This is a genomic window from Streptomyces sp. NPDC048288, from assembly GCF_043201555.1.
GTDB lineage: Bacteria > Actinomycetota > Actinomycetes > Streptomycetales > Streptomycetaceae > Streptomyces.
In genome coordinates this window covers 467,360-483,356 of sequence record NZ_JBICZD010000005.1, presented here as the reverse complement: position 1 = coordinate 483,356, position 15,997 = coordinate 467,360, and the positions used below count along the sequence as shown (strand labels likewise).

Here is a 15,997-nt window from a genome sequence, read left to right as displayed (position 1 = left end):
GATCCAGTCCGTTCAGGCAAAAATGACGGTCCGTGGGGCGGGGCGGACTCGAACCCACGGCCGGCGGGCTAAAAGTCCGTTAGGGATCTCGGCGGCCCTTGCCGATCATTGCCGATTCACGCCGTTCTTGCAGGTCAGACGTGCTGATCAGGGTCAGCCCCGCGTAGTACTTGTCGGTCTGTTCCTGTCCTGGTACCGGGGTGGAACATCGGCCCTACGAGCCACCGCGAAGGCATCGTTCCAGGCCGCCCTCGTGCGTTAGTCCGTTCTGATGCTGTCCAGCACGTTCAGCCTCGCGGCCCGTCGGGCCGGCCACAGCGCCGCCAGCAGACCCACCAGGGCCGCACCGGCGACGTACGCGGCGAGCTGCTCGTAGGGGAAGACGGTCGTGAGTCCGGTCATCGTACTGCTCAGCAGCCGGACGCCGGCCCAGGCCAGGAAGCTGCCGATGGCGATGCCCAGTGCCGCGCCGAAGGACGCGATCAGGACCGACTCCAGGCGGACCATCCGCCGCACCGCACTGCGGGACAGCCCGACCGCTCTGAGCATGCCTATCTCGCGCTTCCGTTCCAGTACGGCGAGGGCGAGGGTGTTGACGACGCCCAGGACCGCGATGAGCACGGCCATGGCGAGCAGTGCGTACATGGCGTCCAGCAGCAGGCTGATCTGCGAACTGAAGTGGTCCCGCATCTGCTGTTTGGTGCGGACGTTGATGAGCGGGTTGTCGCCGGTGGAATCCTTCAGCGCCTGTTGCAGTGACGCCGTGGCCCCGGTGACCCCTTTGACCAGGACCGTGCTGTAGAACGGCGCGGTGGTGTGCGGGCTCAGCACCGACCGGCTCATCAGCACGGATCCGAGTACCTCGCTGTTCTGGTAGACCCCGCCGACCGTCAACCGGCCGCTGTCGCCGTCCGGATAGGTCACCGGGACCGTACTGCCGACGCTCCAGCCGTCGTTGACCACGTGGTCCTGGTCGACCAGGATCTGGCCCCGCCGGAGGGCCGTGGTGGAGCCGCTGACCATGTTCGGGACGATCAGCTGGTCGAAGCTCTTCGCGTCGACGCCGGTGACGGAAAGGTCCTTGCCGCCCGTACGGAGGCGCTGGTCGTCCATTGCGCTGTACGCGGCCACGCCCGGGGTTCTGGCGATCGCGGGCAGCAGCGTCGGAGCGACCGGCAGACTGAGCAGCGCGCTGACCGCGTAGTCGGCCCTCATGTTCTGGGTGACCTGCCTGTCGATGGCATGGGTGACGGACGCGCCGAGGACCGTCAACGCGCTGATCAAGGTGATACCGACGGTGAGTGCCGAGGCGGTCGCGGCGGTACGCCGCGGGTTGCGCACCGCGTTCTGCCGGGCCAGTGTGCCGGAGATCCCGAACAGCCAGGTGCAGAGCGGGCCGGCCAGCGCGATCGACGGCCGTGACAGCGCGGGGGTGAGAACGAACGCTCCGACCAGCGTGCTCACCGCACCACCCGCGACCAGCAGGTTACCGGCCGAGCCACCCCTGACGGCCCCCCAGAGGACCAGTGCCAGGCCGGTTCCGGCCAGGGCGACGCCGATGCTGTTGCGAACGACGAGGCTTTTGTGGGTGGCCGGGGTGTCATTGCCGCGCATCGCGGCGACCGGTGCCACGCGGGAGGCACGCAGAGCGGGCGGCAGCGCCGCGAGGGCGGTGACCGTGGTCCCGGTGAGCAGGGTGACCAGAACCGTGGTGGGCGAGACGAGCGGCGTGCTGGTGGAGACATGGCTGCCCATGGAGCCCATGAGGCCCTGGAGTGCGGCGCCGATCCCGATGCCCGTGACCAGGCCGGCCACCGAGGCGCCGGCACCCACGAGCAGGGCTTCCAGCAGCACCGAGTCGGTGATCTGGCGGCGACTGGCTCCGATGGCCCGCAGCAGAGCCAGCTCGCGGGTGCGCTGTGCGATCAGCATGGTGAAGGTGTTGGCGATGAGGAAGACGCCGACGAACAGGGCGATCCCGGCGAAGGCCAGCAGTACGTTCCTCATCCCGGACATGCTGCTCCGCGACTGTGCGGCCGTGTCCGCGTCGAGCCGGGCGCCGGTCTTCACCGTGATGTTCCCGCTGTGCGGGACGACCGGCAGGATGTCACCGCGTAGCTCGTTCTGGCTGGTGCCGGGCTTCGCGACGACCTGGATGCTGTCGTACCGGCCCGGTTCGAGGTAGAGGCGCTGCGCGGTGGCGGTGTCGAACAGGACGAGTGAGCCGCCTGCCCTGACCCGCGGGTCGTCGGTGGTGAAGATGCCGGTGACCGTCATCTCCAGCACGGGCCCGTTGACGGCCGCCCGCACGGTGTCGCCGACTTTGAAGTCGTTGTCGCTCGCGGTCCTGCGGTCGATGGCGATCATGCCCGCGGAGGTGGGTCCGGTGCCCTGTGTCATCGGGTACTGCGGGTCCTGTCCGTCCGCGGAGGGAACCCAGTTGGCGCCCTGGGTATTGCCGCGGCTGCCGATGAGGTCGCCGTGCGGGTCGGAGAGCCCGGCGAAGCCGGTGACGGTGCCGCGGGCCGAGCGCGTTCCCGGCAGAGCGGCAATCCTGCGCACCGTGGACTCGGTCAGCGGGCTCCGGGCGCCGGGGGGATTCCCGGTCCCCGAGTCCGGGTCCGTGTTCACGGCGGTGTCGGTGACCTGTACCGAGATCCGTGAGTAACTGTTGGAGACGCTGTCCTTCGCGGACTGCCCGATGGAGTCGGAGAAGATCAGGGTTCCGGCGACGAAGGCGGTGCCGAGGAGCACGGCCAGCATCGTCATCAGCAGACGGCCCTTGTGGGCCCGCACATGGCGAAGTGCGGTGCGATACATGATGGTCGGCTCCTCTTCAGCTGGTGCGGGCCACGGCGTCAAGACGACGCATCCGGTCCAGGACGCTGTCCGCGGTCGGGGCCCGCAGGTCGTCGACGATGCGGCCGTCCGCGAGGAACACCACGCGGTCCGCGTACGAGGCGGCGATCGGGTCGTGGGTGACCATCACCACGGTCTGTCCGAGGTCGCGTACGCAGTCGCGGAGGAAGGCGAGGATCTGCGCGCCGGCACGCGAGTCCAGGTTGCCGGTAGGCTCGTCGGCGAAAACGATCTCCGGTCTGGAGGCCAGAGCACGGGCGCAGGCCACCCGCTGCTGCTGCCCGCCCGAAAGCTGGGACGGTCGGTGGCCGAGGCGGTCGGCCAGGCCGACGGTCGCCACCACCCGGTCCAGCCACGCCTGGTCGGGCTTTCGTCCGGCAATGGCCAGGGGAAGAGTGATGTTCTCCAGCGCGGTGAGCGTCGCCAGCAGGTTGAACGACTGGAAGACGAAACCGATCCGGTCCCGGCGCACCGTGGTGAGCCGCTTGTCGTCCAGACCACCCAGTTCGGTCTCGCCGATCCGGACGGAGCCCGCGGTGACCGCTTCCAGGCCGGCCATGCAGTGCATCAGGGTGGACTTGCCGGAGCCGGACGGCCCCATGATGGCGGTGAACTGCCCCCGCAGGAAGTCGACATCGAGGTTGTCCAGGGCGGTGACGCGGGTCCCGCCCTCGCCGTAGATCTTGCTGAGGCCGACAGCGGACGCCGCCGCTGTGCAGGAATCGTCGGTCACCGGGCTTCTCCGTTCGTCAGGGGGCTCTCAAGGTGACGGGCGGGCGGTGCCCGGCACATCTGCCTGGAGGCATACGCCGCAGGGCCGATGCCCCCGCCCGCCCCGCGCGCCTACGCTCGGGCCATGCGTCCTGATCCGAGGCCCCCGCTGCCGGCCCGGCTACGGCCCGGACACCGGCTCGCGCTGGAGCTCGCGGGTTCCGCCGCGTACGGCCTGTCGGCCTGGGTTCTGCCGGCCCACGGCACCGGCCTTCGCCTCATGGCGGCAGCCGCCGCGGCCGTACTGCTCACCACGACATGGGCGGTCGGCCGGCACTGTCCCCTCGCCGCCTTCGGCGCGGCGCTGACGGCCTTCTGGCTGACCCCGCTGGCCGAAGTCCCGCCAGGCGGGACACTCGGGTTCCTGGCGTTGGGGCCGATGGCGTGGGTGCTGTACCTCGTGGCCACCGGCTGCCGCATCCGTACGGCGGTGTTCGTGCTCGTGCTCTCCCTCTCCGGCGCGATGGCCACCGCGCTGCCGGACTTCACGCACCGAGGCGGGATCGTCCCCTTCGGGCTGGTCCTCGTCACCGCCTGGACGACCGGCTACGCGGTGCGTCAACGGCGCCGGTACGCGCGGGAACTGCTCGGGCAGACCATCGCCCAGGAACGGTTGCGGATCGCCCGGGAGCTGCACGATGTGGTGGCCCACGGCATGAGCGTGATCACCGTCCAGGCGGGCTACGGCAACCTGGTGATCGACGACCGGCCCGACCGGGCCCGCGCCGCGCTCGGCGTCATCGAGACCACAGGCCGCGAGACCACCACCGAGATGCGGCGGCTGCTCGGCGTGCTGCGTACGGAGGACACCGCCCCCGCGCTCGCCCCGGCCCCCGGGCTGGCCGACCTGGACCGGTTGCTGGCGTCGACGGCCGAAGCGGGCGTACAGGTCGAGCTGCTGATCACCGGCAGCCCGCGCGCCCTGCCCGCCGGGATCGACACATCGGCGTACCGAATCGTCCAGGAGGCACTTACCAACGTGGTGAAGCACGCCGGAACCTCCCGAGCCGGTGCCCGCATCGGCTACGGGCCGGACGAACTGGTCATCGAGATCACCGACCAGGGGCAGGGCCGCCCGGGCCACCTGGGACCAGGACATGGCCTCATCGGCATGCGGGAACGGGCCGCCATGTGCGGGGGCGACTTCCGGGCCGGGCCGGTGCCCGGGGGCGGTTTCCAGGTCCGCGTCCAACTGCCGCTCACCGCCCGGGACTCCACCGGAAGCCGCGCATGACGGTCCGCGTCGTCGTGGCGGACGACCAAGCCCTGGTACGCGCCGGCTTGTGCGGCATCATCGGCACCGCACCGGACCTGGCAGTGGTCGGCGAGGCGGCCACCGGCACCGAAGCCGTCGCCCTCGCCCTCGACACACACCCCGATGTCGTCCTCATGGACGTCCGGATGCCCGACATGGACGGCATCGAGGCCAGCCGGCTCATCACGGGCACGGGCACCGTACGGGTACTCATGCTCACCACCTTCGACCTGGACGAATACGTCTACGGTGCGCTGCGCGCCGGAGCCAGCGGCTTCCTGCTCAAGGACGCCCCGCCGGCGGATCTGCTCGCCGCCATCCGCGTGGTCGCCGCCGGCGACGCACTGCTCGCCCCGGGCATCACCAGGCGGCTGATCAAAGAGTTCGCCGCCCGGTCCGCCCCCGCGCCCACGATGCCGACAGGCATCACCAAACGCGAACACGAAGTCCTGGCCCTGGTCGCCGAGGGCCTGTCCAACTCCGAGATCGCCCGGCACCTGCACATCACCCAGGGAACCGCCAAGACCCACGTGGGACACCTCCTGACCAAGCTCGGAGTCCGTGACCGTGTCCAATTGGTGGTCCTCGCCCACCGCTCCGGCCTCGCCGACGGGCGCTCATAGGGCTACCCCGGAGTAGTGGAACACCCCTGGGCCCTGAGCCCTGGGCCCTGGTACCGAGCCTCCAAGGGGCCGCTCGGCTGCGCAGGGACAACCCCGAAACCTACTCCGCCAAGCGGCACTCCGAAGCCACCGGTGCCAGCTGATCGACGCACCCCTCATCGTCTGCATCGCCCCCCGGCGGCGGCTACTTCTTCGCCCTGTCCTCGCTCTCGCGGGTCTGCTCGCGGTCATGGCCTCTGGGAGGCCAAGTGCACGGACGCGGGCGGCAGGTTCGTCCACGACAGGGCGCCGCCGGGCCGCGCGTACTGTTCCAGGGAGCAGGCAGAGGTGTGGCGGGAACGGGCCGGCAGCATCGGCGGGGCGCGCTGCGGGGCGAGGAACAGGAGGCGGCCCGGATCGACCTGATCGCGCTGCGGATGTACCTCCGGGGCGGCGAAGCTCCGCTGAGCCACGAGGAGTTGACGAGTTCGCTGCGGGCCGGCGAGCGGCACCTCGTGCCGTACGCCGGATGCCTGGCCTCCGGGCTCGGGCGGCTGCCGTCGTATCGCGGAGTGGTCCTGCGCGGCCGGGGCGGCCCGGACGTCAACGGCGAACTGCGGCCCGGGACGGTGCTGCGGGATCCGGCGCCGTTGAGCGGGCTGCCGCTCAGCCCTGCCGACAAGACCCGGATCGCGGGCGTGGGCTTCGCGATCTGGTCGATCACCGGCTGCCGGGTACGGCAGTTGCTGGACGGTGACGACGAGGTCGTGTTCGCCCCTGGCACCGCCTTCAGGGTCCTCGACGTGCGTTCCCACGGCGCGGGCCCCCTGGTTCTGCTGCGCCAACTACCCGAGTCGTACACGGCGTCCAACGTCCTGGAGGGCGCGGACGAGACCTCGCTCGCGCGGTTGGACCATGCCCTGACGGACCGTTTGTCACCCGGCACGGGCGACTGGCCGGACCGCTGCGCCGGCCCCGTCGGCGACCACTGACACCGCACCACCTCCCCCCCCCACCAGCGGAACCACCCGCACCCCGACAAGGAGCAGTGTTCATGCCACCTCAGCACGAACCCCCGGCCAACGGGACGGCATCATCCGTTGCCGTCCGCCGTGCGGTGGCCGTGCCCGCGCCGGACCAAGACCTCGGCGCCGACCTCGGCCCGCGGAGCCCCGGCTCCGCCGCCCCGGTGCCGATACCGTCGCCCAGCGTGCCCGCCCCCAGACGGCTTCGAGGGTGGCGCGCCCGATCCACCGCGGCAGAGCAGCAGGAACCGGCATCCGCCGAGCCGGAACAAGAACAACAACAGCGAGAACAACAACAGGCGCGACAGCAGCGGGAGTCGGCGTCCGCCGAGCCGGAGCCCGAGGCAAGCCTGGGCGCGTTCCTCGCCGGGAACGACGACGGCGCGAACGGTGCGGACGGGGCCGAGCCAGTCGAGGCGCCGCCGGGGCGGCCTCGCGGACCCATGCTGGCCGCGGCCGGCATCACGGGAGCGCTGCTGATCGCCGTACCGTTCCTTGTTCTCGGCCTGAGCGACGACGACGGGCACCGTAAGGTCAACACGGCACCCATCGACGGTACGACGCTCGGCCCTGGCATGTCCGGCGACCCGGCCGCCGACTATGTGGCCGAGTCACCCGCGCCCCCGGCATCACCGGCCGACTCCCCGTCCCCGTCCCCGTCCAAGTCCGTTTCGCCGGGATCCAGCACGGCCGGCTCCGAGGTGAAGGCCGCGCCGCAGCCGGTGGTCACCAAGGAGACGGCCACCCCGGAGGCGAACACAACGAAGGCGACGAAGACCGCCGCGCCCACCACCCGGCAACTGGTCAACGCCCTCTCCAACCGGGCCAACGTGCTGCTGAAGAACATCGCGACCAACAGGTGCGCCGATCTCCCCGGCTCCGGGAAGGGAAAGTCGGGCGGCTCGGTGAACCAGCACCTCAGCTGCTCTCCCACGGACAACCAGCTCTGGGACCTGAAGGTGACGGACTCGGACGGCGGGCCTGAGGGATCGAGCCTGTTCATCATCAAGAACCGTACGGACGGGCTGTGCATGGACCTGCCTTACTACACGAGGGTCGCACCTGAGACGAGGATCACCGAGCATGCGTGCGACGGCTCGAACGCGGACAACCAGCTCTACTGGCTGGACCCGCGGCCGCAGGGCTACTGGATCCGCAACGTCGCGAGCAACCTGTGCATCAGCGTGACCGGCGGCAGGTCCGCCAAAGACAACGCCGGGCTCCAGGTGGCGAAGTGCGGCGACACCAGCCAGAGCGCGGAGCGCTGGATCATCTCCCAGGTCGTCAAGCCCTGAGCCGGACCCCCTGAACGGACACGCAGCCGACCACTGTGAACACTGGTCGGCTGCGCTCGACTCAGGATCCCGCCGCCGTCGTAGGGCATCGACGTCCCGCTCGTCCTCGCGGACGGCGGTTACGGCGATACCGCGTTCTTCCGGCTGGGCCTGGAAAAACGCGGCCTCGACCACCGGCCCGGTCACACCAAATCGCTCCAAGACCTCGCGCGTCTCGTTCACGATCTCCCGGGCTGAAGGGCCGAGGGATACTCCTTTGCTGCTCCGGCTTCACGGATCCACGACCAAGATCCGGACCATACGCGGACCGACGCCCGCCGACTCCTCCGCGAATCAAGCATTCACGCAGGTCAAGGCCTCTGTACGGACTGTCCCACCAGCAGACCAAGAACCTGCCGGCGACTGCAGCCCAGACCGCACGGTTCAACGACCGCGCTCACAGCCACCCGGTTACGCCCTCCAATCAAGACCGTGGCCTCCTCCGATCACAGCACCGCTCCTTCTTGATCTGTGGCTATACAACTTCTGCCGCTGTACCAGCCGTATACCGCCAAGCAAGTGCCATAAGGGCACCATTAACAACATAGTTCGCAATCGAGTGATCGCGGATCAACACCATCCGACAGTGCAGGCACACGGCATGGATCGCTATCCCTGTCACCGGCGGGCGGCGGGCGGCGGCACGAAGTCTCGTATCAAGGCTCTCACCAGGACCTTTCCAAGCACTCCGTCGCCAGCGACTTCTAGTTCGCGGTACTCGGCCTGGTCGACCTCCAGGACGGTGCCGGCGAGGGCGTGCCGGGACTCGGGGGTGAAGCAGAACTGGGTCCAGTCGAACGCGGTGCCCTCGGCGAGGTCGGCAGCGGCCTGTCAGTAAGCAGGGGGTGGAAATCGTAGAGGCGGCGCTTGAGCGGTGCGACGTCGGAGCCGTTGGTGTGCACCCAGCACCCGTCGTCGTCCCAGGGGCTGCCGGTGGCGGAGAGTACCTGCGACAGGTCGGCGCAGGCGCCGCGCCACGCGGGGCTGATCAGCTAGTCGCGTACGAAGCCGTCGTGGTCCAGCGAGTGCACTGTACGGCCGGTGTGCTGAGGCGACGTCACTTCTCGCGGAGCGGGCGATGGCCACCGGCGGGGTCTGCTTTTACTCGTCCTGAGCGACGAGCAACGGCCACAGGAAGTCGTTCCACCGCCAGATGACGGAGAAGATCGCGACGACGGCCAGTGCGGGGCGGCTCAGCGGCAGGATGCGTGCACCTGGCGCTGAGCCACGGCGACCAGGCCGTGTACGTCGACAAGCTGGAGGGGCTGCGCGCCTACGAGATGCGCTCCCGCGTGGGCCTGGCGATCCCGCTGCACTCCACCGGCATCGGCAAGGCCCTGCCGGCCGCGCTCCCCGCGGAGGAGGTCAGGGGCATCCTGGGACGGTCGGGGACACCGGCCGCGACCCCGCACACCGTCGACGACCCGGACGAACTGCTGCGCCACCTCGCCGAGATCACGCACTGCGAGGAGAAGGAGCTGTCCACGCGGTGCATCGGGGCGACCGTGTACGACTACCGCGACACCCCGATCGGCGGCATCAGCATCTCGTCGATGGCCTTCGAACTGGACGAGCAGCGCGTCCGGGTGCTCGCGCCGCTCGTCGTCGCCGCGGCCCGCGAGATCTCCCGGGCGCTCGGCCACCGCTGAACCATCGTCACCGGGGGCGGCCCGCTGGCCGCCCCGCGGGTCGGCCAGCGGTCGGCTACGAAGATTTTGCGTTCTCGCGGGACGCCCATGAACCGTCCGCCACCTGCGCGGAGTCTACTTTGTCCGGCGGTACGGCCCCCAGGTAACGGCGAGTTCACCAGCCCTCTCTTCCTCGGCAGTCTACGCGCGTGGTGTCATGCACACGCTCACCCACCCCCCACGTGAGCGTCTACTCGACTAGGAGTCACGCAATGCTGTCGAAGCTTCTCGGTCGCGCGGGTGTCGCCCTGGCCGCCAGCGCGGCCGTCGTCGCCACCGCGGTCCCCGCGAACGCCGCGAGCTACACCGCGTTCGCCTTCTCACTCAGCAGCAGCGAGCCCACGATCTACGACTTCATCAACTCGGCCACCAGCTCCCTCGACATGACGATGTACGAGCTGGAGGACACCACGGCCGTCAACGACCTCATCGCCCTGGAGAACAAGGGCGTCACCGTCCGGGTCGTCCTGGACCGCCAGCACAAGAGCGCCAACAACTCCGCCTACACCTCCCTCACCAACGCGGGCGTGGGCGTGGTGTGGTCGTCGTCCAGCTTCGTCTACACGCACCAGAAGACGATCACGGTGGACGCCACCAAGTCGCTGATCCTGACCGGCAACCTGACCTCGCAGTACTACTCGACCGGCCGGGACTACGGGGTGTTCACCGACGACACCCGCGATGTCGCGGCGATCGAGAAGGTCTTCGCCGCCGACTACGCCGGCACCTCGATCACCCCCACCGACGGCGATCACCTCCTCTGGTCCCCCACCGACTCGCGCAGCCGCCTGCTGTCCGTGATCAACGCCGCCACCAAGACGCTGGACGTCGAGGAGCTGGAGTTCAGCGACAGCACGGTGGTCAACGCGATCGTCGCCAGAGCCGAGGCGGGCGTGAAGGTGCGGGTGGTCCTGGAGACGCCGGGCGACTACTCCAGCGAGGTCTCCGAGATCGAGGACGCCGGCGGCACGGTGGTCGGCTACTCCGACCCCGACGGCTTCTACATCCACGCCAAGGCCATGGTCGCCGACTACGGCCTGTCCACCCAGGAGGTGGAGGCCGGTTCGATGAACATCAGCAGCAACTCCCTCTCCAACAACCGCGAGCTGGGGATCATCCTCACGGGCACGGGGGTCGCGCAGTCGGTGGCCACGACCATCGAGACCGCGTTCAACAGCGACTACGCGGGCGGCACCGCCGCGTGACGCCACAGATCCCCGTCCCGAGTGCCCCGGAAAAATGCCGGGTCCCGCCGGACACACGGAGATAGCCTCGCCCCGCGCATCGTCATCGTCGCCGTACGGGGAGGGGCCGTTCATGCCGGGGCAGGACTGGGTCGCACAGACGGAAGAGTTGTTCGAGGCCGCGATGTTCGGCGGGGACACGGCAGCACTGGACGCGTCCGACGACGCGCTGGACGCGGTCGAGGCGGCCCTGTGCATGGCGCGGGGAAAGGTGCTCCACGTCCGCTTCCTCCACGACCGCGAGGAGAACGGCCGGGAACCCGAACTGTTCGAGCGCGCGGCCGAGTTGTACCGGCGGCTGGGCGACACCCCGGGTGAGGCGGACGCGCTGTTCTGGGTCGGCTGCTGGCACCAGGTGGTGAAGGACGACGGCGCCACCGGCGGGCCGTACTTCGAGCGGTCGTACACGCTGGCGCGCTCCGTCGACGACCGCAGGACGATGTCCTACGCGGTCCGCCATCTCGCCTTCGCCGACAAGGACGCGGGCCGCTTCGACCAGGCCCGCGAGCGGTTCACCGAGTCGGTGGCGCTGCGCCGGGAGATCGGCTTCAGGCCGGGGGAGGCGGCCGGACTGGTGGCGCTGGCTCATCTCGCGGCCGAGACCGGTGACGTACCGACGGCGCTCCGGCACCTCGACGAGGCCGAGTCGGTCGCCGAGGAGTGCGACGCCAAGGCCGTCCTGGGGTGGATCGAGGAGGCCCGCACACACCTTCGCGCCTAGCGCCGGGAGCCGGCCGGAAGGGCCGCAGGTCCGGCCGAACCGGTGGCCGAAACGGCGGCCGAAACGGCGGCCGACTCCGGTGCGCGCGCCCCACCCGCGCCAAGGAGTCCGAGCCCATGACGCACCGCGTGCGAGCCGAGCGCCCCCGTCCGCACGACCCGTCCCACCCGGGCGACCAGCACCGGAAGTGAGATCACCCGGGCCGCCGCGCGTCCGGCCGGGGGCCGTAATCTTGCGGACGTGACAGCCGAGATCGCGCCAGAGCCGCCGGAGCCCCTGGACACCCCGCAGCCCCGCCCGCAGTCGCTGCTGCTCGCCTTCTTCGGCAACCACGTGCTGGAGCAGGGCCCGCTGGGCGTCTACTCGGGGAGCATCATCACGGTCCTGGGGCGGGCCGGCGTCGGCGAGCAGGCGGTGCGCTCCACGCTCACCCGCATGGTCAACCGGAGCCTGCTGCAGCGGCAACGGCAGGGCCGCAAAATGTACTTCGGCCTGACGCCGTCCGCCACGCAGATCCTTGAGGACGGGCGGCACCGCATCTGGCGGACGGGAGCCGTCAACGACGACTGGGACGGCTCCTGGACCCTGCTGGGCTTCTCGCTGCCCGAGTCCTGGCAGCGGCAACGGCACGATCTGCGCTCACAGCTCGGCTGGTCCGGCTTCGGGCCGCTCTACAGCGGACTGTGGATCGCACCGGGCCGGGTGGACGTCTCCGCCGTCGTCGCCGAACTCGGGCTCTCCGCCCACGTCAAGATCTTCCACGCGCTGGCCGACGAGGCGACGGACATCGACCTGATGATCCGCGACACCTGGGACCTGGGGTCGATCGCCGCCCGGTACGAGGACTTCCGCACCCGCTGGGAGGCCTGGCGGCCCGGCCCCGGCGACGATGCGGTCGTCACCCGGCTGCGGCTGGTCAGCGAGTGGCTGGACATCATCCGCACCGACCCCCGGCTGCCCGTCCGGCATCTGCCGGCCGACTGGCCGGCCCACCGGGCGGAGGCGACGTTCCAGCGGATCGCCGCCGAGACCGAGGCCCCCGCCCGCCTGATGGCCGCGGACCTCCTGGACACCACCCCCCTCTGACCCGCCGGGCCCGGCCGACCGCCCCGCAGCCCCGCAGCCCCGCAGCCCCGCAGCCCCGCAGCCCCGCAGCCCCGCAGCTGGGGCGGAATCCCCTGGTCAGGGCCGAGATCGTCAGGCGATCTATGCTTCTTGGAGCAGGAAGTCCGCCGGACCGTCGAAGGAGAGGCCGCCCGTGTACGGCGACACCCTCCGTCCGGCATCCGCACCGTGTTCGTCTCTCCCGAGGAAGCCCCGTTGAACTTCTGGTCGATCTATGAGCACGGCTTCGCGCGCGTCGCCGCGTGCACGGGCCACACCGTCATCGCCGACCCGCTCGCCAACGCCGAGGCGGTCCTGCGCCAGGCCCGCCGTTGCGCCGAGGACGGCGCCGCCGTCGCCGTCTTTCCCGAGCTCGGCCTGACCGGCTACTCGATCGAGGACCTGCTGCTGCAGGACGCGCTGCTGGACCAGGTCGAGGAGGCGGTCGCCACGGTGGTGGCCGGGTCGGCCGACCTGCTGCCGGTGCTCGTCGTCGGCGCCCCGCTGCGTCACCGCAACCGGATCTACAACTGCGCGGTGTTCGTGCACCGGGGCCGGATCCTCGGGGTGGCACCCAAGTCGTACCCGCCGAACTACCGGGAGTTCTACGAGCGGCGCCAGATCGCCTCGGGCGACGACGAGCGGGGCGGCACGATCCGGATCGGCGGCGAGAGCCTGCCGTTCGGGACCGACCTGCTGTTCGAGGCGGAGGACGTGCCCGGTCTGGTGCTGCACGGCGAGATCTGCGAGGACATGTGGGTGCCGGTGCCGCCGAGCGCGGAGGCGGCGCTCGCCGGGGCGACCGTGCTGGTGAACCTCTCGGGCAGCCCGATCACGGTCGGCAGGGCCGAGGACCGCAAGCTGCTGTGCCGCTCCGCGTCGCAGCGCTGCCTGGCCGCGTACGTCTACGCGGCGGCCGGTCTGGGCGAGTCGTCCACCGACCTGTCCTGGGACGGCCAGACCATGATCTACGAGAACGGCGCGCTGCTCGCCGAGTCGGACCGGTTCCCGCTCGGCGACCAGTACGCGGTGGCCGACGTGGACCTGGACCTGCTGCGCCAGGAGCGGGCCCGGATGGGCTCCTTCGACGACAACCGCCGTACCCACGCGGCCCGCACCGGCGACTTCCGGACCGTCGCCTTCCGGCTCGACCCGCCGGCGGCCGACCTGGGCCTGCGCCGCCGCGTCGAGCGCTTCCCGTTCGTGCCGGCCGACCCGGAGCGGCTCGCCCTCGACTGCTACGAGGCGTACAACATCCAGGTCGCGGCGCTCCAGCAGCGGCTGGCGGCGATCGGCGGCCCGAAGGTGGTCATCGGGGTGTCCGGCGGCCTCGACTCCACGCACGCGCTGATCGTGGCCGCGCGGGCGATGGACCGGGCGGGCCGCCCGCGCAGCGACATCCTGGCCTTCACGCTGCCCGGCTTCGCCACCGGCGAGCACACCAAGGGCAACGCGCACCGGCTGATGAACTCGCTCGGTGTCACCGCGGCGGAGCTGGACATCACGCCGACCGCGCGGCTGATGCTCAAGGAGATGGGCCACCCGTTCGCCGCCGACGAGCCGGTGTACGACATCACCTTCGAGAACGTCCAGGCGGGGCTGCGCACCGACTACCTGTTCCGGCTCGCCAACCAGCGCGGCGGCATCGTCCTCGGCACGGGCGACCTGTCCGAGCTGGCGCTCGGCTGGTGCACCTATGGTGTCGGCGACCAGATGAGCCACTACAACGTGAACTCCGGGGTGCCGAAGACGCTGATCCAGCATCTGATCCGCTGGGTCATCAGCAGTGAGCAGTTCGACGCGGAGACCGGCGAGACCCTTGCCGCGATCCTCGACACGGAGATCAGCCCGGAGCTGGTGCCGGGCGAGGAGCTGCAGTCCACCGAGTCCAAGATCGGGCCGTACGCGCTGCACGACTTCACCCTCTACCAGGTGCTGCGGCACGGGTTCCGGCCGTCGAAGATCGCCTTCCTGGCCTGGCACGCCTGGCACGACCGGGAGGCGGGCGCCTGGCCGCCCGGTTTCCCCGAGGGCGACCGGAAGGCGTACGACCTGGCGGAGATCCGGCACTGGCTGGAGTACTTCTGCCGGCGCTTCTTCGCCTTCGCCCAGTTCAAGCGCTCGGCCATGCCGAACGGCCCGAAGGTCTCGGCGGGCGGTTCCCTCTCGCCGCGCGGCGACTGGCGGGCCCCGTCCGACAGTTCGGCGAAGGCCTGGCTGCGCGACCTGGCCCGGATCCCGGACTGACGCCCCGGGGTGACGCGCTCCCGATGTGGAGCGCGTCACCCGTCTGCGCTACAGTCGATCTTGTGCTCGACACCCCGACTCGGGGCAGCGGGCGACGCGTTGGTGGTCCAAGGAAAGACGTCCCGCTTCCTGCGGGGAGATGCAGGTGCAAGGCCTGCCCGGCGCTCCGGCACAAGAGGCCCGCCTCCGTTCTCACGGAGGCGGGCCTCTTCGCGTGCGCGGATCCGGCGGCAGCCACGCGCACCCTTACGGGCGAACCTTCCGCCGACACTCGGAAGGACGCTTGACTCTGAGCAAAAGACCAGTTCAGGGACGTGGTGCCGACAGGCGCGGCGACGCCTGGGCCGGGGTACCGGTTGCGGGGCCCCGCACCGCTTCACACGGTGGGCGCAACAACAGCAGTCCCGAAAGGAAACCCATGCGCGCCCTAGTCTCCCGCGGCCTCCTCGTCTCCCCCCTGGTCTGCGCCGCCCTGGTCCTCGGCCCGGCCGCCGCCTGTGCTGCCGCCGCCGACGCCGGCCGAGAAGCGTCGGGACCCGGTGTCGCGCAGACGGTTCCGCGGCCCGGCACCGGCCTCGCCTCCCTCCTGGACCGCGTCGAGGCGAGGGACACGACGCGGTACGACCGTGCCCTGACCCCGCTTCTGGACACGCTGCCCGACCTCGTCACGGGGCACGGCACCCGTCTCGACCCGGACCGGGCCGCCGCCTACGCCAAGGCGGTCCGGGAGTGGAGCAGCACCGTGCAGCAGCGGCTGCGGCACCTGGAGCCCGGCGCCGCCGACCGCGCGCACCGGACCCCGACCCGAGCCGCCGATCCCGTCACGGACCTGCTGAACGCGGTGCAGGCAGCCGTCGACGGCCTCCTCGGCTCGCTGACCTCGCTGGACCTCGGCGGGGTGGTGAGCGCCGTCACCGGGCTGCTCGCCCCGATCCTCAGCGCGGTCACCGGCCTCCTCGGCGCGGTGCCCGACCTGCCGGCGCTGCCCGCCGCGGACACCCTCACCTCCGCCACGACGACCGTCACACCGTGAGGCACTGACACCGCCCCGCGGGGGGGGGCGGGCGAAAGCCCCCCCCCCCCGCCCGCCCTGTACCCGGGCCCCCCGGGCCGGGGGGCGGCGCCCCGCCCCGGGCCCCGCCCCGGG

At 70.8% G+C, this 15,997-nt stretch carries 12 protein-coding genes; 10 read left to right on the top strand and 2 right to left on the bottom strand.

Features of this window, described 5'->3' with window-relative positions; genetic code table 11:
* Positions 1–258: 258 nt before the first annotated feature.
* Positions 259–2,820 (bottom strand): ABC transporter permease, encoded by a 2,562-nt coding sequence (locus ACGFZS_RS20930; RefSeq protein WP_393796365.1) that lies wholly within the window; start codon positions 2,818–2,820, stop codon positions 259–261.
* Between the two features lie 16 nt (positions 2,821–2,836).
* A complete protein-coding gene (locus tag ACGFZS_RS20925) occupies positions 2,837–3,592 on the bottom strand; it encodes an ABC transporter ATP-binding protein (RefSeq protein WP_393796364.1) in 756 nt (251 codons plus the stop codon).
* Between the two features lie 123 nt (positions 3,593–3,715).
* On the opposite strand from ACGFZS_RS20925, the gene ACGFZS_RS20920 reads away from it, so the two are divergent.
* From ACGFZS_RS20920 to ACGFZS_RS20875, 10 genes are all read left to right on the top strand, one after another.
* Positions 3,716–4,864 (top strand): sensor histidine kinase, encoded by a 1,149-nt coding sequence (locus ACGFZS_RS20920; protein ID WP_393796363.1) that lies wholly within the window; start codon positions 3,716–3,718, stop codon positions 4,862–4,864.
* A complete protein-coding gene (locus tag ACGFZS_RS20915; RefSeq protein ID WP_393796362.1) occupies positions 4,861–5,508 on the top strand; it encodes a response regulator in 648 nt (215 codons plus the stop codon). Before ACGFZS_RS20920 ends, ACGFZS_RS20915 begins: the two co-directional genes overlap by 4 nt.
* A 329-nt stretch (positions 5,509–5,837) precedes the next feature.
* Entirely contained in the window at positions 5,838–6,479 is a 642-nt protein-coding gene (locus ACGFZS_RS20910; protein ID WP_393796361.1) for a hypothetical protein, read from the top strand.
* A gap of 476 nt (positions 6,480–6,955) precedes the next feature.
* Positions 6,956–7,807 carry an RICIN domain-containing protein gene (locus tag ACGFZS_RS20905; protein ID WP_393796360.1) on the top strand — a complete coding sequence of 284 codons (852 nt, stop codon included), beginning with the start codon at positions 6,956–6,958 and terminating at the stop codon, positions 7,805–7,807.
* A gap of 1,247 nt (positions 7,808–9,054) precedes the next feature.
* Entirely contained in the window at positions 9,055–9,495 is a 441-nt protein-coding gene (locus ACGFZS_RS20900; protein WP_393796359.1) for an IclR family transcriptional regulator, read from the top strand.
* Positions 9,496–9,746: 251 nt separating this feature from the next.
* Positions 9,747–10,739, top strand: a complete 993-nt coding sequence (locus ACGFZS_RS20895) for a phospholipase D-like domain-containing protein (protein ID WP_393796358.1) — start codon at positions 9,747–9,749, stop codon at positions 10,737–10,739.
* A gap of 112 nt (positions 10,740–10,851) precedes the next feature.
* Positions 10,852–11,499 (top strand): tetratricopeptide repeat protein, encoded by a 648-nt coding sequence (locus ACGFZS_RS20890; RefSeq protein WP_393796357.1) that lies wholly within the window; start codon positions 10,852–10,854, stop codon positions 11,497–11,499.
* A gap of 240 nt (positions 11,500–11,739) precedes the next feature.
* Positions 11,740–12,585: a PaaX family transcriptional regulator C-terminal domain-containing protein gene (locus ACGFZS_RS20885; RefSeq protein WP_393796356.1), complete on the top strand. Its 846-nt coding sequence runs from the start codon at positions 11,740–11,742 to the stop codon at positions 12,583–12,585.
* Positions 12,586–12,819: 234 nt separating this feature from the next.
* Positions 12,820–14,850, top strand: a complete 2,031-nt coding sequence (locus tag ACGFZS_RS20880) for an NAD(+) synthase (protein WP_393796355.1) — start codon at positions 12,820–12,822, stop codon at positions 14,848–14,850.
* Between the two features lie 418 nt (positions 14,851–15,268).
* Positions 15,269–15,883 (top strand): hypothetical protein, encoded by a 615-nt coding sequence (locus tag ACGFZS_RS20875; RefSeq protein WP_393796354.1) that lies wholly within the window; start codon positions 15,269–15,271, stop codon positions 15,881–15,883.
* Positions 15,884–15,997: the final 114 nt, after the last annotated feature.